This is a genomic window from Hydrogenophaga sp. T2 (assembly GCF_049843535.1).
Classification (GTDB): Bacteria; Pseudomonadota; Gammaproteobacteria; order Burkholderiales; family Burkholderiaceae_C; genus Hydrogenophaga; species Hydrogenophaga crocea.
On record NZ_JBBHZJ010000011.1, the window covers coordinates 42,943 to 61,931 of the forward strand.

General features: G+C 71.2%; 22 protein-coding genes. 8 read left to right on the forward strand and 14 right to left on the reverse strand.

Going from position 1 to position 18,989, the window contains the following annotated elements:
• Positions 1-44: 44 nt before the first annotated feature.
• The 3 genes from WDZ95_RS21325 (at position 45) to WDZ95_RS21335 (ending at position 2,072) form a co-directional block, all read left to right on the forward strand.
• The gene (locus tag WDZ95_RS21325) at positions 45-794 is read left to right on the forward strand and encodes an SDR family oxidoreductase (protein ID WP_166229588.1); all 750 of its coding nucleotides are present in this window, start codon (positions 45-47) and stop codon (positions 792-794) included.
• Positions 794-1,378 carry a MaoC family dehydratase gene (locus WDZ95_RS21330; RefSeq protein ID WP_425781480.1) on the forward strand — a complete coding sequence of 195 codons (585 nt, stop codon included), beginning with the start codon at positions 794-796 and terminating at the stop codon, positions 1,376-1,378. The genes WDZ95_RS21325 and WDZ95_RS21330 overlap by 1 nt, the downstream gene beginning before the upstream one ends.
• A 73-nt stretch (positions 1,379-1,451) precedes the next feature.
• Positions 1,452-2,072: a MarC family protein gene (locus WDZ95_RS21335; protein ID WP_166229584.1), complete on the forward strand. Its 621-nt coding sequence runs from the start codon at positions 1,452-1,454 to the stop codon at positions 2,070-2,072.
• 3 nt (positions 2,073-2,075) lie between these two features.
• Here the strand turns inward: WDZ95_RS21335 and WDZ95_RS21340 are convergent, their stop codons facing one another.
• The 13 genes from WDZ95_RS21340 to hpaR form a co-directional block, all read right to left on the reverse strand.
• Positions 2,076-3,080 (reverse strand): TRAP transporter substrate-binding protein, encoded by a 1,005-nt coding sequence (locus WDZ95_RS21340; RefSeq protein ID WP_166229582.1) that lies wholly within the window; start codon positions 3,078-3,080, stop codon positions 2,076-2,078.
• 40 nt (positions 3,081-3,120) lie between these two features.
• Positions 3,121-4,206: an aromatic ring-hydroxylating dioxygenase subunit alpha gene (locus WDZ95_RS21345; RefSeq protein WP_166229580.1), complete on the reverse strand. Its 1,086-nt coding sequence runs from the start codon at positions 4,204-4,206 to the stop codon at positions 3,121-3,123.
• 86 nt (positions 4,207-4,292) lie between these two features.
• On the reverse strand, positions 4,293-5,111 hold the full coding sequence (locus WDZ95_RS21350; RefSeq protein WP_425781483.1) for a helix-turn-helix transcriptional regulator: 819 nt from the start codon (positions 5,109-5,111) through the stop codon (positions 4,293-4,295).
• Between the two features lie 41 nt (positions 5,112-5,152).
• Entirely contained in the window at positions 5,153-6,166 is a 1,014-nt protein-coding gene (locus WDZ95_RS21355) for a 2-dehydropantoate 2-reductase (protein WP_425781485.1), read from the reverse strand.
• 61 nt (positions 6,167-6,227) lie between these two features.
• Positions 6,228-7,106 carry a class II aldolase/adducin family protein gene (locus WDZ95_RS21360; protein WP_425781487.1) on the reverse strand — a complete coding sequence of 293 codons (879 nt, stop codon included), beginning with the start codon at positions 7,104-7,106 and terminating at the stop codon, positions 6,228-6,230.
• Between the two features lie 22 nt (positions 7,107-7,128).
• Positions 7,129-7,956, reverse strand: coding sequence for an aldolase/citrate lyase family protein (locus tag WDZ95_RS21365; protein ID WP_425781489.1), 828 nt, complete (start codon positions 7,954-7,956; stop codon positions 7,129-7,131).
• 16 nt (positions 7,957-7,972) lie between these two features.
• Positions 7,973-8,797 (reverse strand): 2-oxo-hept-4-ene-1,7-dioate hydratase, encoded by an 825-nt coding sequence (gene hpaH, locus WDZ95_RS21370; protein WP_425781491.1) that lies wholly within the window; start codon positions 8,795-8,797, stop codon positions 7,973-7,975.
• A gap of 1 nt (position 8,798) precedes the next feature.
• The gene (locus WDZ95_RS21375) at positions 8,799-9,251 is read right to left on the reverse strand and encodes a 5-carboxymethyl-2-hydroxymuconate isomerase (protein WP_425781493.1); all 453 of its coding nucleotides are present in this window, start codon (positions 9,249-9,251) and stop codon (positions 8,799-8,801) included.
• 12 nt (positions 9,252-9,263) lie between these two features.
• A complete protein-coding gene (gene hpaD, locus WDZ95_RS21380; protein WP_425781495.1) occupies positions 9,264-10,187 on the reverse strand; it encodes a 3,4-dihydroxyphenylacetate 2,3-dioxygenase in 924 nt (307 codons plus the stop codon).
• Between the two features lie 20 nt (positions 10,188-10,207).
• On the reverse strand, positions 10,208-11,677 hold the full coding sequence (gene hpaE, locus WDZ95_RS21385; protein WP_425781497.1) for a 5-carboxymethyl-2-hydroxymuconate semialdehyde dehydrogenase: 1,470 nt from the start codon (positions 11,675-11,677) through the stop codon (positions 10,208-10,210).
• A complete protein-coding gene (locus WDZ95_RS21390; RefSeq protein WP_425781499.1) occupies positions 11,674-12,441 on the reverse strand; it encodes a fumarylacetoacetate hydrolase family protein in 768 nt (255 codons plus the stop codon). The genes hpaE and WDZ95_RS21390 overlap by 4 nt, the downstream gene beginning before the upstream one ends.
• A complete protein-coding gene (locus WDZ95_RS21395) occupies positions 12,438-13,085 on the reverse strand; it encodes a fumarylacetoacetate hydrolase family protein (RefSeq protein WP_425781501.1) in 648 nt (215 codons plus the stop codon). Before WDZ95_RS21395 ends, WDZ95_RS21390 begins: the two co-directional genes overlap by 4 nt.
• Positions 13,082-13,567 carry a homoprotocatechuate degradation operon regulator HpaR gene (hpaR, locus tag WDZ95_RS21400; protein ID WP_425781503.1) on the reverse strand — a complete coding sequence of 162 codons (486 nt, stop codon included), beginning with the start codon at positions 13,565-13,567 and terminating at the stop codon, positions 13,082-13,084. The genes WDZ95_RS21395 and hpaR overlap by 4 nt, the downstream gene beginning before the upstream one ends.
• Positions 13,568-13,667: 100 nt before the next feature.
• Between hpaR and WDZ95_RS21405 the strand changes: the two genes are divergently transcribed.
• The gene (locus tag WDZ95_RS21405) at positions 13,668-14,717 is read left to right on the forward strand and encodes an NAD(P)H-dependent flavin oxidoreductase (protein WP_425781505.1); all 1,050 of its coding nucleotides are present in this window, start codon (positions 13,668-13,670) and stop codon (positions 14,715-14,717) included.
• On the opposite strand, the gene WDZ95_RS21410 is transcribed toward WDZ95_RS21405, so the two are convergent.
• Positions 14,701-15,807, reverse strand: a complete 1,107-nt coding sequence (locus WDZ95_RS21410) for a hypothetical protein (RefSeq protein ID WP_425781507.1) — start codon at positions 15,805-15,807, stop codon at positions 14,701-14,703. The genes WDZ95_RS21405 and WDZ95_RS21410 overlap by 17 nt on opposite strands.
• Before the next feature lie 42 nt (positions 15,808-15,849).
• Here WDZ95_RS21410 and radA point away from each other — a divergent pair, with 42 nt between their 5' ends.
• From radA to WDZ95_RS21430, 4 genes are all read left to right on the forward strand, one after another.
• A complete protein-coding gene (radA, locus tag WDZ95_RS21415; RefSeq protein WP_425781509.1) occupies positions 15,850-17,229 on the forward strand; it encodes a DNA repair protein RadA in 1,380 nt (459 codons plus the stop codon).
• A 115-nt stretch (positions 17,230-17,344) separates the two neighbouring features.
• Positions 17,345-17,758, forward strand: a complete 414-nt coding sequence (locus tag WDZ95_RS21420; protein ID WP_166229552.1) for a glycerate kinase — start codon at positions 17,345-17,347, stop codon at positions 17,756-17,758.
• A gap of 61 nt (positions 17,759-17,819) precedes the next feature.
• Positions 17,820-18,758, forward strand: coding sequence for a branched-chain amino acid transaminase (locus tag WDZ95_RS21425; protein WP_166229550.1), 939 nt, complete (start codon positions 17,820-17,822; stop codon positions 18,756-18,758).
• Between the two features lie 2 nt (positions 18,759-18,760).
• Positions 18,761-18,967, forward strand: coding sequence for a zinc-finger domain-containing protein (locus WDZ95_RS21430; protein WP_166229548.1), 207 nt, complete (start codon positions 18,761-18,763; stop codon positions 18,965-18,967).
• Positions 18,968-18,989 lie beyond the last annotated feature (22 nt).

Below are 18,989 nucleotides of genomic sequence, written 5' to 3' on the forward strand. Positions count from 1 at the left end.
GCGATCTTGTACGCCATGCGCGTGAACGTTGCAGGAGACAGGGTATGACAGACAAGGTGTTGCTGGTCACGGGCGGCTCGCGCGGCATCGGCGCGCGGACCTGCCAGCTGGCCGCGCAGGCGGGCTGGGCGGTGGCGGTCAACTACGCCGCGAACTCGCTCGCGGCCGACGAGGTGGTGCGCGCGATCCGCGCCGCGGGCGGGCGGGCCATGGCGGTGCAGGCCGACGTGGCCGACGAGGCGCAGGTGCTGCGCATGTTCGAGCAGGTCGACGCCAAGTTCGGCCGCCTCACCGGTCTGGTGAACAACGCGGGCGTGGTCGACCAGCGCGCCCGGCTCGATGAAATGAGCGTGGCGCGCTGGAAGCGCATGTTCGACATCAACGTGATCGGCAGCTTTCTGTGCGCGCGCGAGGCGGTGCGGCGCATGAGCACCAGGCACGGCGGCAGCGGCGGGTCCATCGTGAACCTCTCGAGCGTGGCCGCGCGCCTGGGCTCGGCCACCGAATACGTGGACTACGCGGCCAGCAAGGGCGCGATCGACAGCTTCACCATCGGCCTGGCGCGCGAACTCGCCACCGAAGGCGTGCGCGTGAACGCGGTGCGGCCGGGCCTGATCGAGACCGAGATCCACGCCAGCGGCGGCCGGCCCGAGCGGCCGAAGGAGCTCGCGCCCATGATCCCGATGCAGCGCGCGGGCAAGGCCGACGAGGTGGCCGGCCTGATCGCCTGGCTGCTCTCGGACGCGGCCAGCTACACCACGGGCGCGCTGATCGACGTGTCCGGAGGCCGGTGATGCAAGACCCCCACGCTCCGCCGTTGCACGGGTCGCTGCCTCCCGAGGGGGCGCGTTCGGCCTTGGGGCGGCCCGGCGGCCGAACCCCCATCAAGTACTTCTGGGAAGACCTCGCGGTCAACGAGGTGCGCGACCTCGGCAGCATCACGCCCACGGCCGAAGAAATCGTGGCCTTCGCGAGCCAGTTCGATCCGCAGCCCTTCCACCTCGACCCCGAAGCCGCGAAGGACTCGGTGTTCGGCGCGCTCTGCGCGAGCGGCTGGCACACCTGCGCCATGGCCATGCGGCTCATGGTCACGAACTTCTTGCACGAGACCTCGAGCCTGGGCTCGCCGGGGCTGGACAGCCTGAAGTGGCTCAAGCCGGTCTACCCGGGCGACACGCTCTCGCTGCGCCACACCATCACCGAAAAGCGCGTGATGGCCAAGCGCCCCGACGTGGGCCTGGTGCGCACCACCTGGGAGATGTTCAACCAGCACGGCGATCCGGTGCTGCGAATGGAAGGCTATGGCATGTTTCGGCTAAGGAACCCTGAGCCCCCACGCTCCGCGGCTGCGCCGGTCGCTGCCCCCCGAGGGGGCTGATGCGGCTTGGGGCGGCCCGGCGCCGGATCGGCGGCGACGGGCGCACAATGCGGCGCGTTCACCCGCCGCCGCCATGGACTTCAAGCCCCTCATCACCCTGCTCGCCATCGTCAACCCGCTGGCGATCGTGCCCTTCTTCATCCACTACACGCAGGGCTTCAGCCGCCAGCAGCGCCAGCGCACGGTGATGATCTCGGCCTTCAGCGCGTTCGCGGTCATCGCCACCTGCGCGCTGGTCGGCCTGCAGATCCTCGAGTTCTTCTCGATCTCGCTCGCGAGCTTCCAGGTGGGCGGCGGCATGCTGCTGCTGACCTCGGCGCTGTCCATGCTCAACGCGCGGCCGGCCGAGGCCAAGGTGAACGACCAGGACCTGAGCGAAACCTCGGCGCGCACCAGCATCGCGGTGGTGCCGCTCACCATCCCGCTGCTCACCGGCCCGGCCACCATGTCCACCGTGGTGATCTACGCCGACCAGGCGCGCACCTTCTTCCAGCACGCCATGCTGGTGGGCTATGGCGTGGTGATCGCGCTGGCCACCGCGGTGTGCTTCACGCTGGCCGAGCCCATCGCGCGCTTCCTCGGCCAGACCGGCATCAACGTGATGACCCGGCTCATGGGCCTGATCCTCGCGGCGCTGTCGGTGGAGGTGATGGCCGCGGGCCTGACCAAGATCTTCCCGGCGCTGGCGGGCTGAGCCTCACTTGAGCTTCTGCGTCTCGGCGCGGAACTCGGCCAGCACGGCGCGCGCGTTCTTGAGGCCGCGGGCTTCGGCCGCGGCCACCCACTTGTCCTCGAGCTGCGCCTGCTTGGCCTTGACCTCGTTGACGAAGGCCTCGCTGGCCATCTGGCGCTGCACGCCGGTGGTCTTCTGGATCTCGCGCGAGGCCGCGTCGGTGCGGTCCCAACCAGCGGCGAACAGGCGCGTGGCGGCCTCGCCCGACACCTTGTCGATCGCGGCGCGCTCCTCGGGCTTGAGCGCGTTGTACCTGGCCGGGTTCATCATGAACACGAAGCTGGTGTTGTAGAGGCCACCAGGAAAGGTGGTGGCGTGCTTCACCATCGAGAGCTTCATGGACTGCAGCGATTCGTCGGGGAAGAAGGTGCCGTCCATGACGCCGGTGGACAGCAGCTCGAACGAATCGGTGGCCGGCTTCAGGGTGGTGTTCCAGCCCATGAGCCTGGAGAGTTCGTTGATGTTGCCGCCGCCGATGCGGAACTTGAGCCTGGCGGCGTCGGCCGCGCTGGTGACCGGCTGCTTGACGGTGAAGATGATGCCGGGCCCGTGGGTGAACACCGCCAGCGTCTTCACGCCGCGGTGCTCGCCCAGCGGCGCGAAGTACTTCTCGTAGATGCGCTGGTAGGCCACGCTGGTGGCGGTCGAGCTGTCGCCCAGGAACGGGAATTCGGCGAGCTGGGTGAACACGAAGCGGCCGGGCGTGTAGCCGTCGACGGTGAAGGACACGTCGGCCAGGCCATCGCGCACCGCGTCGAAGGTGCCGGGCGGGGCCGACACCGCCTTGGGCAGGTGGTTGCACTTCACACTGCCGCGGGTTTCTTTTTCCACCGCCTCGCACCACTGCACCTGCGCCATGCTGGCGCCGTGCGTGGGCGGCAGCCAGGTGGACACGTTGAGCACCGTTTGCGCGCTCGCGGCGCCGCTCAGGGCCAGCAGGGTGGCCAGGGTGAAGGTCTTGCGGTTCATGGGAAGTCTCCGTGGTTGTCGTGGGGGGAAAGGGCAAGGCTCAGGCGGCCACGGGGGCGTGCGGCCAGGGGCTCGGCGTCTGCTGCTCGGCCTGCACGCGGGCCTCGAGCAGGCGGCGGAACTGGATCAGCGCCGCGTCCATGGCCAGCGGCATCATGGGCAGCGTGGGGTTGTGCTGCAGGTTGCGGTGCTGCGCGGTGATCATGTCGCGGTCTTCGTTGAAGGCGGCCACCAGGCTGTCGTAGATGCTCTGCGTCACCGTGGCATCGCCCTCGCCCACCGGGTGCGATTGCTGGAAGAAGTAGTGGGTGGTGGTGGCGGTCTCGGGCGTGAGCGTCTGGCACGAATGCAGCCGCACCGACGGGCCGGTCTGGTCGGGCCCGGTACCGGTGGGCCGCCCGCCCGAGTGCATGAGCAGCGTGCCGGGCAACAGGAAGTCGTAGACGAACCAGCGGTCAAGGTTCGTGTCGAAGCGGCGGAAGCGCTGGTAGAACGGCGGCGCGGGCACGTCGTGCACGTGGCGCGACACCTTGATGCCGATCTGCGGCCAGCCGGCGTTGGGACCGGGCACGGGTTCGATGGTGGGGCGGGCCTGCGCGATGCGGGTGGAGCCGCCCAGGGTCTTTTCGTGCACGAAGCTCAGGTGCGAAAAGTCGAGCAGGTTGTCGCAAATGAGCAGGTAGGGCGTGTCGTAGTGCAGGTAGCCGGGCTTGTGCTGCCAGTCGGGCGAATCGCAGCTGAAGTTGTCGGGCAGCAGCGCGTCGTCGGCCAGCGCGGGATCGCCCATCCACACGAAGACCCAGCGGTTCTTGAGCACCAGCGGGTAGCGCCGCACGCGCGCCTTGGCGGGCACGATCTCGATGCCCGGCGCCTCCACGCACTGGCCGCGGTGGTCGAACTTGAGGCCGTGGTAGCCGCAGCGCACGCAGTCGCCCTCGCGCTTGCCCACCGACAGCGGCGCGTGGCGGTGGCAGCAGCGGTCTTCCAGTGCAATGAGCTCACCGGCCTGCGTGCGGTAGACCAGCACGGGTTCGCCGAGCACGGTGCGGGTGAAGAGTTGCGGCGAGTCGGCGGGCGGGATCTCGTGGTCCCAGGCGATCACGTACCAGCAATTGCGCAGCCACATGCGGTGTCTCCTCGGCTTGGGTGTGGCGGCCATGCTAGGCCGCGCGCCGGGGCGGCCCGTCCCCTTCGGGGGGGATGGACAGGGGATCAGGCCAGCCAGCGCGCCAGCCGCAGCCGGTCGGCCGGCAGCCCGGCTTCCGCCAGCTTGGCGTAGGCGCGCTTGCGCAGGGTGACCACCGTCGACGGCGCCACGTCGAGCTCGGCGGCGATGCCCTCGGCACCCAGCCCGCAGGCGATGCGGGCCACCACCTCGGCCTCGCGCGGCGACAGCGCGGGCCCCAGCCGCTGCAGCCGGTCCCGGGCCCGCGCCACCTGGGCCTGCCGGTCGGCCGCCACCGCCCCGGCGGCCAGCGACGCCTGGTGCGCCTGGCGCAGCAGGGGCGCCAGGCCGAGCAGGCGCTGGATCTCATCGGGCTGGAACAGCCCCTGGCGCTCGTCGCGGTACAGGTGGATGGCCTGCACCGCCCCCGGCGCGGGCGCGTGCAGCAGGGTGAAGCGGTCGGTCAGGCGCTCGCGCCGGTAGATCTCGTTGCGCCAACCGGCCACGGGCAATTCGTCGGCGCGGCAATGCAGCACCGCCACCTCGCGCGCGGGCCGCCGGGCCACGCGGTCGGCCAAGCGCACCAGCGCGTCGCTGCGCCAGTAGCTGCGGCGGTAGATGGCGAAACACTCGGCGACCACGTCGCGCTCATGGGTGTGGCGCGAACTGCCTTCCACCAGTTCGGGCGTGTCGCGCCGAAAGCCCACGAGAGAGAGGTACTCCACCGGCACCACCGCGCGCACCGCGGCGAGCAGCCGCGCGGCGCTGGGCGGGGCGCTGGCGCAGTCGAGCAGGGCCGACACCGCGGCCGCGCCCAGCGAGGGCGCGCCGTCGGCGGGCGCATCAAAGGACCAGATGGCGGGCATGGCTTGATTCTCGAAAGCCGGCCGCCGCACGCACCAGCGGACTAACCCTGCTGCACCGCCTGCGGATACAGCCCCAGCGTCTGCGCCTGCAGCCTGGCCAGGCCCAGCAGCGCGTCGGTGAAGGGCGTGGGCACGCCCGTGAGGCGGCCCAGCTCGGCCACCACGGCGACCAGCGCGTCGAGTTCCACCGGACGGCGCGCCTCCACGTCCTGCAGCATCGAGGTCTTGAAGGCGCCGAGCTTGAGCGTGACCGCGTGGCGGTCCTCGGGCTGCTGGTCGATCGGGATGCCGATGCGCTCGCCGATGGCCTTGGCCTCGAGCATCACGGCGCTGATGAACCCGCGCACCTGCGGATCGCCCAGGATGCGGTCGGTGGTGGCGCCGGTGAGCGCGCTCACGGGGTTGACCGTCATGTTGCCCCAGAGCTTGTACCAAATGTCTTTCTGGATCTGCGCCGACAGCGTGGCGTTGACGCCGGCGCTGGCCAGCAGGGCCACCACGGCCTGTGCGCGTTCGCTCGGCGCGCCCGAGGGCTCGCCCACGATCAGGCCGTTGCCGAAGTGGTGGCGCACCAGGCCGGGCGCGTCGAGCGAGCAGCTCGCGTGCACCACGCCGCCGAGCAGGTGGCGCGCGGGCACGGCGGCGGCCATGGCGCCCCCCGGGTCCACCACCGGCAGCGGCGTGCCTTTCAACGCGCCGCCGAAGCCTTCGAAGAACCACCAGGGCACGCCGTTCATGGCGGTGAGCACCACGGTGTGGCGGCCGATCAGCGGGCCGATGGCGGGCGCGATGCCAGGCAGCGCGGGCGCTTTCACGGCGACGATGACCAGGTCGGCCACGCCCAGGTCGGCCGCGCGGTCCGAGGCATGGACGGCGCATTGCAGCAGCTCGCCGCCCTGCTGCAGCCGCAGGCCGTGGCTGCGCAGCGCGGCGAGCGTTTCACCGCGCGCGAGCGCGCTCACCTGGCAGCCCGCCAGGCCCAGCCGGGTGCCGAGCCAGCCGCCGATGGCGCCGGCGCCGACGATGGCGACGTGCTGAAGCGCGACGGTGCTCACTGGACTGCCCTCCGTGCTGCGCACTGCGGGGCTGAGCGCCTTGGGAGCGGCCCGGCGGCGCTCATGCGCGGTAGCTCGAATCGATGCGGTCGACCTGGCGCACCAGGGCGTCGAACACATCGCGGCCGGCGCCGTGGCTCGGGTTGAACTGCAGCGCGTCGCGCGTGCATTTCGCGGCGATCGCCTCGGGCACGGGCAGCGCGGCCTGCGGCCCGCCCATGCTGAAAGTGGCGAGCTGGATTTCGCAGGCGCGTTGCAAGGTCCACAGGATCGCGAAGGTCTGCGGCAGCGTGCTGCCCCAGGCCAGCAGGCCGTGGTTGCGCAGGATCACCGCGGGCCTGTCCCCGATGCTCTTCAGCAGGCGCGGGCCTTCGTCGGCGTGGATGGTGATGCCCTCGAAGTCGTGGTACGCCACCATGCCGTGCAGTTGCGCGGTGTAGAAGTTGGTCTGTTGCAGGCCGTCCTTCAGGCAGGCCACCGACACGCCCGCGGTGGTGTGCGTGTGCATCACGCAGTGCGCGCCCTCGATGCCGTCGTGGATGGCGGCGTGCACCACGAAGCCCGCGGGGTTCACGCGGTGGGCCGAGCCGTCGAGCACATGGCCCTCGAGGTCGATCTTCACCAGGTTGCTCGCGGTGACCTCGCTGTAGTGCAGGCCGAAGGGGTTGATGAGGAACTGGGCCCCCACGCTCCCCGCTGCGCGTGGTTCGCTGCCCCCCGAGGGGGCTGCCCCGCCTTGGGGCGGCCCGGCGGCGGGGCGCGGGCTTCTGGGCCCCGTCACGCTCTCGGGCAGGCGCAGCGTGATGTGGTTGTAGATCATCTCGGTCCAGCCGAGCATGGCGAACACGCGATAGCAGGCCGCAAGCTCCAGGCGCGCGGCCCACTCGTCGGGGTGCATGCCGGGCGGCAGCACGGTGCTGGTTTGCAGGGCGGCGTTCATCGGGCGTCTCCTGGTGTGGGCTTCAATAGCCGTTGGGTCCCTGGGCCACGGGGCCCTTGAATTGGCCGAGCAGTTGCGCGGCCCCGGCCGCGAGCAGCATGGTGTCGGCGCCCACGGCCACGAACAGGGCGCCGGCCTCCAGCCACTGGCGCGCACCGGCCTCGGTGGTGGCCAGTATGCCCGGCGCCTTGCCCGCGGCGCGGATGCGGCGGATGCCGTCGGCGATGGCGGCCTGCACCTCGGGATGGCCGGGGTTGCCGCGGTGGCCCATGCTCGCGCTCAGGTCGGCGGGGCCGATGAACACGCCGTCGACGCCGGGCGTGGCCGCGATCGCGTCGAGGTGTTTCATGGCGGTGGCGGTTTCGGCCTGCACCAGCACGCACACCTGCTCGTCGGCCTCGTGCACGTAGCGCGCATGGGCCTGCCAGCGCGAAGCGCGCGCGAGCGCGCTTCCCATGCCACGCACGCCCAGCGGCGCGTAGCGCGCGGCGGCCACCACCTGCGCGGCCTGTTCGGCGGTGTCGATCATGGGCACGAGCAGCGTCTGCGCGCCGATGTCCAGGTACTGCTTGATGAGCGCGGTGCCGACCTCGCCCGTGCCCACGGGCACGCGCACCACGGGGTGCGAGCGCGCGTCGCGGAAGGCGTTCTGCGCGCTGGCCACGGCCTGCAGCTGCGCGAGCGTGCTGCGCACGTCGTTGGGGGCGTGCTCGCCGTCGATGAGCAGCCAGTCGAAGCCGGTGCTGGCGACGAGTTCGGTGCTGTAGGGACTGGCGAGCGCGGCCCACAGGCCGATCTGCGCCTGGCCGGCGGCCAGGGCCTGCTTGAAGGGGTTGACGGGGGTCTGCATGGGCGGTGAAGGAAGGTCAGATGAATCGGAAGCGCAGCACGCCGAGCGGGCCGTAGTCGGCCTCGAAGCGGTCGCCGGCCCGGGCGGCCACGGGGCGGGTGAACGAGCCCGCGAGCACGATCTGCCCGGGCAGCAGCTGGTCGCCCCAGGGCGCGAGTTTTTCGGCCAGCCAGGCGATGCCGATGGCCGGGTGGCCCTGCACGCCCGCGGCCAGGCCGGTTTCTTCGACCACGCCGTTCTGGCGCAACACCGCGCCGCACCAGGGCAGGTCGGTGGTGAGCGGGTTCACGCGGTAGCGCGCATCGCCCTCGCCGATCACGATGGCGGCGTTGGCCGCGTTGTCGCTGATGGTGTCGAAGACCTTGCGCGGCTTTTTCGTGTCGCGGTCGAACTGCTCGATGCGAGCGTCGATGATCTCGATGGCGGGCGTCACGTATTCGGTGGCGGCGAGCACCTCGCCCACGGTCACGCGGCCGCTCAACGGGGCCTTGAGCACGAAGGCGAGTTCGACCTCCACGCGCGGCGCGAGGAAACGGCTCACGGGGATCTCCAGCTCTTCATCGGCGCGCGCCACGAGTTTCATCGAGCCCAGCAGCGTGCCGAAGTCGGGCTCGTCGATCTGGCTCGAGAGCTGCATGGCGCGGCTCGTGAGGCCGATCTTGTGGCCGATCACCGGATCGCCGCGGCCGCGCTGCAGCGCGACCCAGGCGCGGCCCACGCGGTAGCCGTCGTCGATGGTCATGGTGGGAAAGCGCTGCGAGAAATGGCGCAGCGGCTCGCGCGTCTGTGCCGAGCGGTCGAGTTCGGCCGCGAGTTGTTCGATGGTGGCGTCGTCGAGCATGTCAGGTCTTGCGCGGGGCGAACAAGGGGTGGATGGAGCTGTTCTTGGCGTCGAAGACCTCATGGCCTTCGTCCACCTGCACGGTGATGCCGATGGCGCGCCCGGCCAGGTGCGCCGCGAAGTGCGCCTTGGCCACGGTCTCGATGGTCTGCCCGGTGCGCTGGTGCACCGCGGCGCTGCGGCCCTGGGCCATGCGCAGGTTCAGGTACACGAAGGCGTAGTCGCCGCCGCGGCCCGCGGCCTCGCCGGCCGCACCGCCGTCGGCGATGGCCCAGTGCGCGGCCGGGAACGCCAGCACGCGCGTGCCGCCGGTGGGAAAGACCTGGCGGTCCTGTTCGTCGCGCACGGTGAGCAGGGCGTCGCAGAGCGCGCGGCACAGCACGCCCATGTCGGTGCCGCCCTGTGCGGCGGGGCGGTCGAGATTGCCGCTGTAGAGGAGCACGAGGTGGGGCATGGCGCGCTCCGACTACAGCCGCGAGACGGCCTGGAAGCCCTGGGCCGACGAGGCCTGGGCGGCCGGGATGGCGCTGCCCGTGACGGGCGTGACCGGGAACACCACGTTGATCTGGCCGGTGCCCGAGGCGCCGAAGTACGGCGTGACCACCTCGGCCTGGCCGCGGTACTCGCTCCAGCCGAGCGCGCCCAGCATCATGGCCGTGTCGTGCATGAAGCCTTCGCCATGGCCCTTCACCGCGTACTCGGGCAGCATTTCGCAGAAGGCCTGCCATTCGCCGGCCTGCCACAGGCGCACCACCTCGCGGTCCAGGGTTTCGAGGAAGGGGCTCCAGAGCTTGAAGGCGTATTCGGGCGCGAGGCCGTTCTGCGCGAAGCGGTGGCTCAGCGAGCCGCTGGCCAGGATGGCCACTGTGCCGTCGTACTCGTCTTCGATCGCGCGGCGCAAGGCCCAGCCCAGGCGCGCGCTGTCGTTGAGGTAGTGCGCCATGCACAGCGCCGACACCGACACCGCCTTGAAGTGCTGGTCGGGGTTCATGTAGCGCATGGGCACCAGGGTGCCGTACTCGGGCGCGAGCGTGGTGCCTTCGTGCGCCAGCGTGTCCACGCCCATGCGGTTGGCCACGCGCGCCAGCAGGTGCCCGAGCTCGGGGTTGCCCGGAATGGCGTAGGGCATGTTGCTGATGAAGTGCGGCAGCTCGTTGCTGGTGTAGCGGCCTTCCCAGTGGCGCGTGCAGTTGATGTGGTAGCTGGCGTTTACCAGCCAGTGCGTGTCGAACACGACGAGGGTGTCCACGCCGAGGTCGCGGCAGCGCTGGCCGATGGCCTTGAGGCCGTCGATGGCGTCTTGCCGCGAGCCTTTGCGCGGGCCATCGAACTCGCTGAGCACGATGGACGGGACGTGGGTGATCTTGGCGACCAGTGCGAGCTTGCCCATGGGTGTCTCCTGTGCGGGGTTCAGACGCCCCAATGCGGAATGTGGTGCGAGCCCAGCGACACCGCCACGTTCTTGGGCTCGAGGAAGACCTCGTAGCTCCAGGTGCCGCCTTCGCGGCCCGTGCCCGAGGCCTTGGTGCCGCCGAAGGGCTGGCGCAGGTCGCGCACGTTCTGCGAGTTCACGAAGCACATGCCCGCCTCGATCGCCGCGGCCACGCGGTGCGCGCGGCCGATGTTCTCGGTCCACACATAGCTCGACAGACCGTAGGCGATGTCGTTGGCGAGCGCGATCGCGTGGGCCTCGTCCTTGAACGGGATCAGGCAGGCCACGGGGCCGAAGATCTCGTCCTGCGCGATCTTCATGCGGTTGTCCACGTCGGCGAACACCGTGGGCCACACGTAGTTGCCCTGGCGCACGTGCGCGGGCAGCTCGGGCGCATAGCTCGGCCGGTCCAGGCCGCCACACAGCAGCGTGGCGCCTTCTTTCGGGCCGAGCTCGATGTAGCTGCGCACCTTGGCCAGGTGGGCCGGGCTGATCATGGGGCCGATGATGGTTTTTTCGTCCTGCGGGTCGCCCACCACGATCTTCTTCGCGCGCTCGGCGAACTTCTGCGCGAAATCGGCGTAGATGCTCTGCTGCACCAGGATGCGGCTGCCCGCGGTGCAGCGCTCGCCGTTGTTGCTGAAGATCATGAACACCGCGGCGTCGAGCGCGCGGTCGAGGTCGGCGTCGTCGAAGATGACGAAGGGGCTCTTGCCGCCCAGCTCCATGCTGAACTTCTTGAGGCCCGCGGCCTTGACGATGCGGTTGCCGGTGGCGGTGGAGCCGGTGAAGCTGATGGCGCGCACGTCGGGGTGGGCGCACAGCGGCTCGCCCGCGTCCTTGCCGTAGCCGTGCACGATGTTGAGCACGCCCGCGGGCACCCCGGCCTCGAGCGCGAGCTCGCCCAGGCGCGCGGCCGTGAGCGGGCTGAGCTCGCTCATCTTGAGCACCGCGGTGTTGCCGAAGGCCAGGCAGGGCGCGACCTTCCAGGTGGCGGTCATGAAGGGCACGTTCCAGGGGCTGATGAGCGCGCACACGCCCACCGGGTGGAACAGCGTGTAGTTGAGGTGGGTGGGCGTGGGGTAGGTGTGGCCGTCCACGCGCACGCACATCTCGGCGAAGTAGCTGAAGTTGTCGGCCGCGCGCGGCACCAGCTGTTTGCCGGTTTGCGAGATGGTCTGGCCGGTGTCGTCGGTTTCGGTGCGCGCGATCTCGGGCACGTGTTTGGCAATCAGCTCGCCGAGCCGGCGCACGATGGCCGCGCGCTCGGTGGCGGGCCGGCCGGCCCAGGCGGGGAAGGCGTCCTTGGCGGCCTGCACCGCGGCGTTCACCTCGGCCTCGCCGCCGGCGGCGACCTCGGCGAGCACGGCTTGCGTTGCGGGGTTGAGGGTTTCGAAGCGCGCGGCGCTGTCCACGGCTTTGCCGTTGATGAGGTGCTGGATGGTCATGCGGGTGTGGTGATGGTGTTGTGCAGTTCGCCGATGCCCTCGATCGCGGTGACCACGACGTCGCCGGGCTGGCAGTCGACCACGCCGTCGGGCGTGCCGGTGAGGATCAGGTCGCCCGGGTGCAGGGTCATGAAGGACGTGAAGTACTCGATCAGCGTGGCCACGTCGAACACCATGTCGCGCGTGTTCCCGCTTTGCGTCACGCGGCCGTTCACGGTGGTGCTCAGCGCGAGGTTCATCGGGTCGGGCACATCGGCCGCGTCGACCAGCCAGGGGCCCAGGGGCGTGCAGGTATCGCGGTTCTTCACGCGCAGGTTGGGGCGGTACCAGTTCTCGAGGTAGTCGCGGATCGCGTAGTCGTTGGCCACGGTGTAGCCCGCGATGAAGTCGGGCGCGTCGCTGCGGCGCACGCGCTTGGCGGTGCGGCCGATCACCACCGCGAGCTCGCACTCGTAGTGCATGAACTGCACGCCCGCGGGCCGCACGGTGAAGGCGCGGTGACCGATCAGCGATGCCTCGCCCTTGGCGAAGGCCAGCGGTTCGGTGGGCGGCTTGAAGGCCAGTTCCTTGGCGTGGTCGGCGTAGTTCAGGCCCAGCGCGAGCACCGTGCGCGCGCGCGCCACCGGCGCCAGCGGCGGCAGCCACACCGCCTCGTCGAACGAAAGGCGCCGGCCCTTGAAGGCGGGCGTGAGCAGTTCGAGCTGGCCATCGCGCTCGATGGCGTCGTGGACCGCGCCGGCCCAGGCGATGCGTGCGCGCTTCAAGACAGCACCTCTTCTTCTTCAAACACCTGCACCGCGGGCTTGAGGCCGGGCGCGCTGATCTCCACCGCGTCGCCCGCCACCACGCGCGGACGCGTGCCGTCGGCCAGCGCCTCGCTGCCCACCAGCAGCAGGTCGCCGGGCTGCAGCGACATGAATTCCGCCACGTCGAGCAGCAGCTGCGGCACGCCGCGCACCAGGTCCTTGAGCGCGGTGGTCTGCTTGTGCACGCCGTGGATGCGCAACTCGATCTCGAGGCCGGCGAGGCCTTCGACGCCGCCCAGGGCCTCGATCGGCGTGGGCTCGGCGCCCAGGCCGAGGAAGCCGTCGCGGTTGCGGAAACGGATCGCGGGGCGGTAGTAGCTGTCGTGCGCCACGCTCACGTCGTTCACCAGCACCGCGTGCGTGGGCGCGCCGTGCGCGCCCATCACCAGGCCCAGGCTGGCCGCGACTTCCACCGCCTCGCCCGCGGGCAAGGCGATGCGCCCGCCGTGCGGCGTGAAGGTGTTGGCGGTTTTCACATAGAGCACGGGCGCTTTCGGCGGCGCCACGTAGGGCTTGTCGTCCATGCGCGGCCGCCACAGCGCCCATTCCCGCTGGAAGTTGAGCAGCGTGCCGTACACGGTGCCGCCGGGGGTCCAACTCATTCGTTTTCCTCGTTCAGGGGCTCGTCGACACCGCCCTCCAGGGCGATGACCTCGTCGAGCAGGTCGTAGAGCTCGGCCAGCCGCGCCTTGGTCAGGCGCTGCTCGAGCCATTGGTAGTGCGCCTCGATGGTGGCCGAGAGCTTGCGCACGAGCTTGAGGCCCGCGGGCGTGGCGCGCACCACGGTGCGCCGCGCGTCCTGGCTGCAGCGCTCGCGTGAAATCAGGCCGTCGCGCTCCATGCGCGCGAGCACGCCGGTGAGGCTGGGGCCGAGCAGGAAGGCTTCGCGCGCGATGCGGCCGGTCTCGATGCCCGCGGGGTCGCGCGCGTGCTCGCCCAGCACGCGCAGCACGCGCCACTGCTGGTCGCTCAGGCCGTGCTCGCGCAGGCTCGGGCGGGTGTGCTGCATCACGGCCTCGCGCGCCTGCAGCAGCAGGCGCGGCAGGTTGCGGTGCGTGAACGCGTGGGTGGGCGGGGCCGACATGGGTCGCATTATTTAATAAGTTAAATAAAACGGCAACGCCCCCGACCCTGGGCCGCATGGGTGTTTACCCGGAGCGCCCCATGCACTCCACAATCCGCGCATGAACCGACTCACCGACCTGCTGGGCACCGCCCTCCCCTTGATTCAGGCGCCCATGGCCGGCGTGCAGAGCGCGGCGCTCGCGCTCGCCGCGGGCCGCGCGGGCGCGCTGGGCTCGCTGCCCTGCGCCATGCTCACGCCCGAGGCGATGCGGCAGGAACTGCAACGGCTCGCGGCCAGCGACCTGCCCTACAACGTGAACTTCTTCTGCCACGCGCCGCCCGTGCCCGACGCGGCGCGCGAGGCCGCGTGGCGCGCCGCGCTCGCGCCCTACCACGCCGAGATCGGGCTCGATCCGGCGGCCATCGCCGCGGGCCCCGGCCGCCTGCCCTTCGGCGCCGCCGCGGCCGAGGTGCTCGAGGCCTTCCGCCCACGCGTGGTGAGCTTCCACTTCGGCCTGCCCGCGCCCGAACTGCTGGCGCGCGTGAAGGCCTGGGGCGCGGTGGTGCTGGCCTCGGCCACCACGGTGGACGAGGCGCGCTGGCTCGAAGCGAACGGCGCCGACGCGGTGATCGCCCAGGGCCTGGAGGCCGGCGGCCACCGCGGCCACTTCCTGAGCGACGACCTCACGCGCCAGAGCGGCACCTTCGTGCTGCTGCCGCAGGTGAAGGCCGCCGTGCGCGTGCCGGTGATCGCGGCCGGCGGCATTGCCGACGCGGCGGGCGTGCGCGCGGCCATGGCCCTGGGCGCCGACGGCGTGCAGGTGGGCACGGCCTACCTGTGCAGCGACGAGGCCACCACCAGCGCGCTGCACCGCGCGGCGCTGCAAAGCGAAGCCGCCCGGCATACGCAGCTCACCACGCTGTTCACCGGCCGGCCCGCGCGCGGCATCGTCAACCGCGTGATGCGTGAGCTCGGCGCCATGAACCCGGCCGCGCCGGCCTTCCCGCTGGCCACCGCGGCCATCGCGCCGCTGCGCGCGCACTGGGAGGCGCAAGGCCGCGGCGACTTCACGCCGCTGTGGTCGGGGCAGAACGCCAGCGGCTGCCGCAGCGCGTCCGCGGCGGCGATCACCGCGGCCCTGGCCGAGGGCTTCAGCCCGGGCCGTTGAGCCAGCGCTTCAGGCGCGCGGCGTCGGCGGTCTGCCCGAGCGCGTGTTCGAGCGCGGCGATCGCCCCGTCGAGCCGCTGCACCGCGTCGAGCCGCGCCTGGCGCAGGGTGTTGGCGTTGGCGCTCACGCCCGCGGGCAGTTCGAACAGTTGGCCGAGCGCGGCCTGGCGCGCGGCGCGTTCGCGCTCCAGGGCGGCCACCTGCTGCTTGAGCAGCAACGTGAGCGCGGCCAGGCGCTCGTCGGACGGGGCCGCGGCCGGCCCGCTGTCGGCCAGCGCGGCGCGCTGCTGCAGGTCCATCAGCGCCATCAGGTCGCGCCGCGCGTAAGCGGTGTTGGCCTCGGCCATGAGCGCGGTCTTGTGGGCGCGGCGCGCCGGGTCGCTCTCGCGGTCGGGGTGCAGGGCACTCGCGAGCTGGCGGAACACCTGGCGCAGCAGGCGGTCGGCGTCGGCCGCGGGATCGGGCGGCGGCAGGCCGGGCGCGCCCGCGGCCGCGGCGGTCTTCTTGCGCTGCTGGCGCTGATCGCGTTTCTCGCGCTTGTCCTGCCGGGCCTGGCGCCGCGCCTCGTCGGCCGCCTGCAGCCGCTGCCAGCCCGCGCGCAGCACGGCCTCGGGTGAGGCCCCGTCCAGGCCCTCGATGGGCGCGCCGAGCGCGGCCTCGAACTGCGCGCGCAGGGCCTCGGCGCGGGCCTGCCGTTTCTGCGCCAGGGTCTGGGGGCTGTGGCGGTCGTGCAGGGCGGCCATGTCGGCGTGGCCGTCCTCGACCAGGGCCTGGGCCAGGGCACACAGGCGCTCGCGCGCGGTGGCGCGCTGGGCGGGGCTGAGGGGGCGGTGCAACGCGTCGGCGTCGAGGGCGGCGTCGAGTGCCTGCACCAGCGCCTTCTGCAGCTGCACCTGGCGGGCCTGCAGCGGCGCCACCCAGGCCGTGTGGTCCTGGCGCGCGGTCTGTTCGAGCGCGTCGAGCTCGGCCAGTTGCGCGCGCAGGGTGTCCAGCCGCTGGCGCTGCAGGCGGTGCGCGCGGGCGGCCGGCGACGGCGGCGGCTCGCCGGGCGGCAGCGCGGTGGGCAGGGGGGCGGGGGTGCGGGCGGTCACGGGGCGCTCGACTATATTGCCCACCCGACTCAGCGACCCGCCATGGCCAAAGACAAGACGATCTACGTGTGCAACGAATGCGGCGGCACCAGCCCGCGCTGGCTGGGCAAGTGCCCGGCCTGCGGCGCCTGGAACACGCTCACCGAGTCGGTGGCCGAGAGCGGCGGCGCGGCGCCGAAGAACCGCTTTGCGGCGCTGGCCAAGACCGCCGAGGTGATGCCGCTGGCCAGCATCGAGGCGCGCGACGTGCAGCGCACGCCCACCGGCCACGAAGAGCTCGACCGCGTGCTGGGCGGCGGCATCGTCGAGGGCGGCGTGGTGCTGATCGGCGGCGACCCCGGCATCGGCAAATCGACCCTGCTGCTGCAGGCGCTGGACAGCCTGCAGCGCGCCGGTCAGGGCACGCTCTACGTCACCGGCGAAGAAAGTGGTGCCCAGGTGGCGCTGCGCGCGCGCCGGCTCGGCATCGAGGGCTCGCAGGTGCAGGTGCTGGCCGAGATCCAGCTCGAGAAGATCCTGGCCACGCTGGACGCGGTCAAGCCCGCGATCGCGGTGATCGATTCGATCCAGACCGTGTACTCCGAGCAGCTCACGAGCGCGCCGGGCTCGGTGGCCCAGGTGCGCGAATGCGCGGCCCACCTCACGCGCGCGGCCAAGGCCTCGGGCACGGCCATCGTGCTCGTGGGCCACGTGACCAAGGAAGGCGCGCTCGCGGGCCCGCGCGTGCTCGAGCACATGGTGGACACGGTGCTGTACTTCGAGGGCGACACGCACAGCAGCTTCCGGCTGGTGCGCGCCATCAAGAACCGCTTCGGCGCGGTCAACGAGATCGGCGTGTTCGCCATGACCGACAAGGGCCTGAAGGGCGTGAGCAACCCCAGCGCCATCTTCCTGTCGCAGCACGCCCAGCCGGTGCCGGGCAGCTGCGTGATGGTGACGCTCGAAGGCACGCGCCCGCTGCTGGTGGAGCTGCAGGCCCTGGTGGACAGCGGCGGCCCGAGCCCGCGCCGCCTGAGCGTGGGCCTGGAGCGCGACCGCCTGGCCATGCTGCTGGCCGTGCTGCACCGCCACGCGGGCGTGGCCTGCATGGACCAGGACGTGTTCGTCAACGCGGTGGGCGGCGTGCGCATCAGCGAGCCCGCGGCCGACCTGGCGGTCATGCTGGCCATCACCAGCAGCCTGCGCGGCCGGGCCCTGCCCAAGGGCTTCATCGCCTTCGGCGAGGTCGGCCTGGCGGGCGAGGTGCGGCCCGCGCCGCGCGGCCAGGAGCGGCTCAAGGAAGCGGCCAAGCTCGGGTTCTCGGTGGCCATCGTGCCCAAGGCCAACGCGCCCAAAGGCGGCGCGCGCGCCTTCGAGGGGCTGAAGATCGTGGCGGTGGAGCGCATCGAGGAGGCCCTGGCCGCGCTGCGCGACCTGGAGTGAAATGAGCCCCCACGCTCCGCCGCTGCGCGGGTCGCTGCCCCCCGAGGGGGCTGATCCGGCTTGGGGCGGCCCGGCGCCGGATCGACGCTTCCACGCTCCGCGACAATCGCCCCCCATGAGATTCCTGATCAAGATCGCCCTGGCCCTGGTGGCCGCCGCCCTGCTGTACTGGGGCTACACCGAATTCGGCTGGGCCGGCGTGGCCGCCGTGGCCGGCGGCCTGATGATGTGGCTGCTGCTGCATTTCACCCGCCTCATGACCGTGATGCGGCGCGCTGCCCAGCGCCCCATCGGCCACGTGGACAGCGCCGTGATGCTCAACGCCAAGCTGCACGCCGGCATGCCCCTGGTCGCGGTGATCGGCCTCACGCGCGCGCTGGGCGAACTCACCTCGCCGGCCGACGAGCAGCCCGAGGTCTACCGCTGGACCGACCCGGGCGGCGCCAGCGTGCTGGCCCGCTTCACCCACGGCAAGCTCACCGACTGGGGTTTCAAGCGCCCCGAGGCCGACACATCGGGCAACGAATGAGCCCGCACGCGGCCGTAAAATCGCCGGTTGTCCCGAACACCCCCACACCCCAAGGATTCCCATGAGCCCGACCCCGCCCTCGATGTCCGACCGTGACGGCAAGATCTGGATGGACGGCCAGCTGGTGGACTGGCGCGACGCCAAGATCCACGTGCTGACCCACACGCTGCACTACGGCTGCGGCGCCTTCGAGGGCGTGCGGGCCTACAACACGGTCAACGGCACGGCCATCTTCCGCCTGCAGGAGCACACCGAGCGCCTGTTCAACAGCGCCAAGATCCTGCGCATGAAGATTCCCTTCACCCCCGAGCAGGTGAACGAGGCACAGAAGCAGGTGGTGCGCGAGAACAAGCTCGAGAGCTGCTACATCCGCCCGCTCACCTGGATCGGCGACAAGAAGCTCGGCGTGAGCCCCAAGGGCAACACCATCCACCTGATGGTCGCGGCCTGGGCCTGGGGCGCCTACCTGGGCGACGAGGGCTTGAAGCGCGGCATCCGCGTGAAAACCAGCAGCTACACCCGCCACCACGTCAACATCACCATGACGCAGGCCAAGGCGGTGAGCAACTACACCAACAGCATCCTGGCCAACATGGAAGCCACGGACGAGGGCTACGACGAGGCCCTGCTGCTCGACACCGCCGGCTTCGTGAGCGAAGGCGCGGGCGAGAACCTGTTCGTCATCAAGAACGGCGTGATCTACACGCCCGACCTCTCGGCCGGCGCGCTCAACGGCATCACGCGCAACACCGTGTTCCACATCGCCAAGGACCTGGGCCTGGAGATCGTGCAGAAGCGCATCACGCGCGACGAGGTCTACATCGCCGACGAGGCCTTCTTCACCGGCACCGCGGCCGAGGTCACCCCGATCCGCGAACTCGACCGCATCGAGATCGGCGCCGGCAGCCGCGGCCCCATCACCGAGAAGATCCAGTCCGCGTTCTTCGACATCGTGAACGGCCGCAACCCGAAGTACGCGCACTGGCTCACCAAGGTCTGAACATGAGCAAGGCAGTCGTCGAACTCAAGGCCAGCGACCTCAACCAGCACGGCGGGGTCTTCTGCCCCAGCCCGCTGGCCGAGATGAAGCTCTGGAACAGCCACCCCAAGGTCTACCTGGACGTGGCCAAGACCGGCGAGGCCAAGTGCCCGTACTGCGGCACGGTCTACCGGCTCGCCGCGGGCGAGCACGTCGCCCAAGGCCATTGAACATACCGGCAGGTGGGCGGTG

Excerpts from the sequence above, each read along its gene's own strand:
- WDZ95_RS21325 (WP_166229588.1), top strand. The coding sequence starts at position 45 with ATGACAGACAAGGTGTTGCTGGTCACGGGCGGCTCGCGCGGCATCGGC.
- WDZ95_RS21330 (WP_425781480.1), top strand. The coding sequence starts at position 794 with ATGCAAGACCCCCACGCTCCGCCGTTGCACGGGTCGCTGCCTCCCGAG.
- WDZ95_RS21335 (WP_166229584.1), top strand. The coding sequence starts at position 1,452 with ATGGACTTCAAGCCCCTCATCACCCTGCTCGCCATCGTCAACCCGCTG.
- WDZ95_RS21340 (WP_166229582.1), bottom strand. The coding sequence starts at position 3,080 with ATGAACCGCAAGACCTTCACCCTGGCCACCCTGCTGGCCCTGAGCGGC.
- WDZ95_RS21345 (WP_166229580.1), bottom strand. The coding sequence starts at position 4,206 with ATGTGGCTGCGCAATTGCTGGTACGTGATCGCCTGGGACCACGAGATC.
- WDZ95_RS21350 (WP_425781483.1), bottom strand. The coding sequence starts at position 5,111 with ATGCCCGCCATCTGGTCCTTTGATGCGCCCGCCGACGGCGCGCCCTCG.
- WDZ95_RS21360 (WP_425781487.1), bottom strand. The coding sequence starts at position 7,106 with ATGAACGCCGCCCTGCAAACCAGCACCGTGCTGCCGCCCGGCATGCAC.
- WDZ95_RS21365 (WP_425781489.1), bottom strand. The coding sequence starts at position 7,956 with ATGCAGACCCCCGTCAACCCCTTCAAGCAGGCCCTGGCCGCCGGCCAG.
- hpaH (WP_425781491.1), bottom strand. The coding sequence starts at position 8,797 with ATGCTCGACGACGCCACCATCGAACAACTCGCGGCCGAACTCGACCGC.
- WDZ95_RS21375 (WP_425781493.1), bottom strand. The coding sequence starts at position 9,251 with ATGCCCCACCTCGTGCTCCTCTACAGCGGCAATCTCGACCGCCCCGCC.
- hpaD (WP_425781495.1), bottom strand. The coding sequence starts at position 10,187 with ATGGGCAAGCTCGCACTGGTCGCCAAGATCACCCACGTCCCGTCCATC.
- hpaE (WP_425781497.1), bottom strand. The coding sequence starts at position 11,677 with ATGACCATCCAGCACCTCATCAACGGCAAAGCCGTGGACAGCGCCGCG.
- WDZ95_RS21395 (WP_425781501.1), bottom strand. The coding sequence starts at position 13,085 with ATGAGTTGGACCCCCGGCGGCACCGTGTACGGCACGCTGCTCAACTTC.
- hpaR (WP_425781503.1), bottom strand. The coding sequence starts at position 13,567 with ATGTCGGCCCCGCCCACCCACGCGTTCACGCACCGCAACCTGCCGCGC.
- WDZ95_RS21405 (WP_425781505.1), top strand. The coding sequence starts at position 13,668 with ATGAACCGACTCACCGACCTGCTGGGCACCGCCCTCCCCTTGATTCAG.
- radA (WP_425781509.1), top strand. The coding sequence starts at position 15,850 with ATGGCCAAAGACAAGACGATCTACGTGTGCAACGAATGCGGCGGCACC.
- WDZ95_RS21420 (WP_166229552.1), top strand. The coding sequence starts at position 17,345 with ATGAGATTCCTGATCAAGATCGCCCTGGCCCTGGTGGCCGCCGCCCTG.
- WDZ95_RS21425 (WP_166229550.1), top strand. The coding sequence starts at position 17,820 with ATGAGCCCGACCCCGCCCTCGATGTCCGACCGTGACGGCAAGATCTGG.
- WDZ95_RS21430 (WP_166229548.1), top strand. The coding sequence starts at position 18,761 with ATGAGCAAGGCAGTCGTCGAACTCAAGGCCAGCGACCTCAACCAGCAC.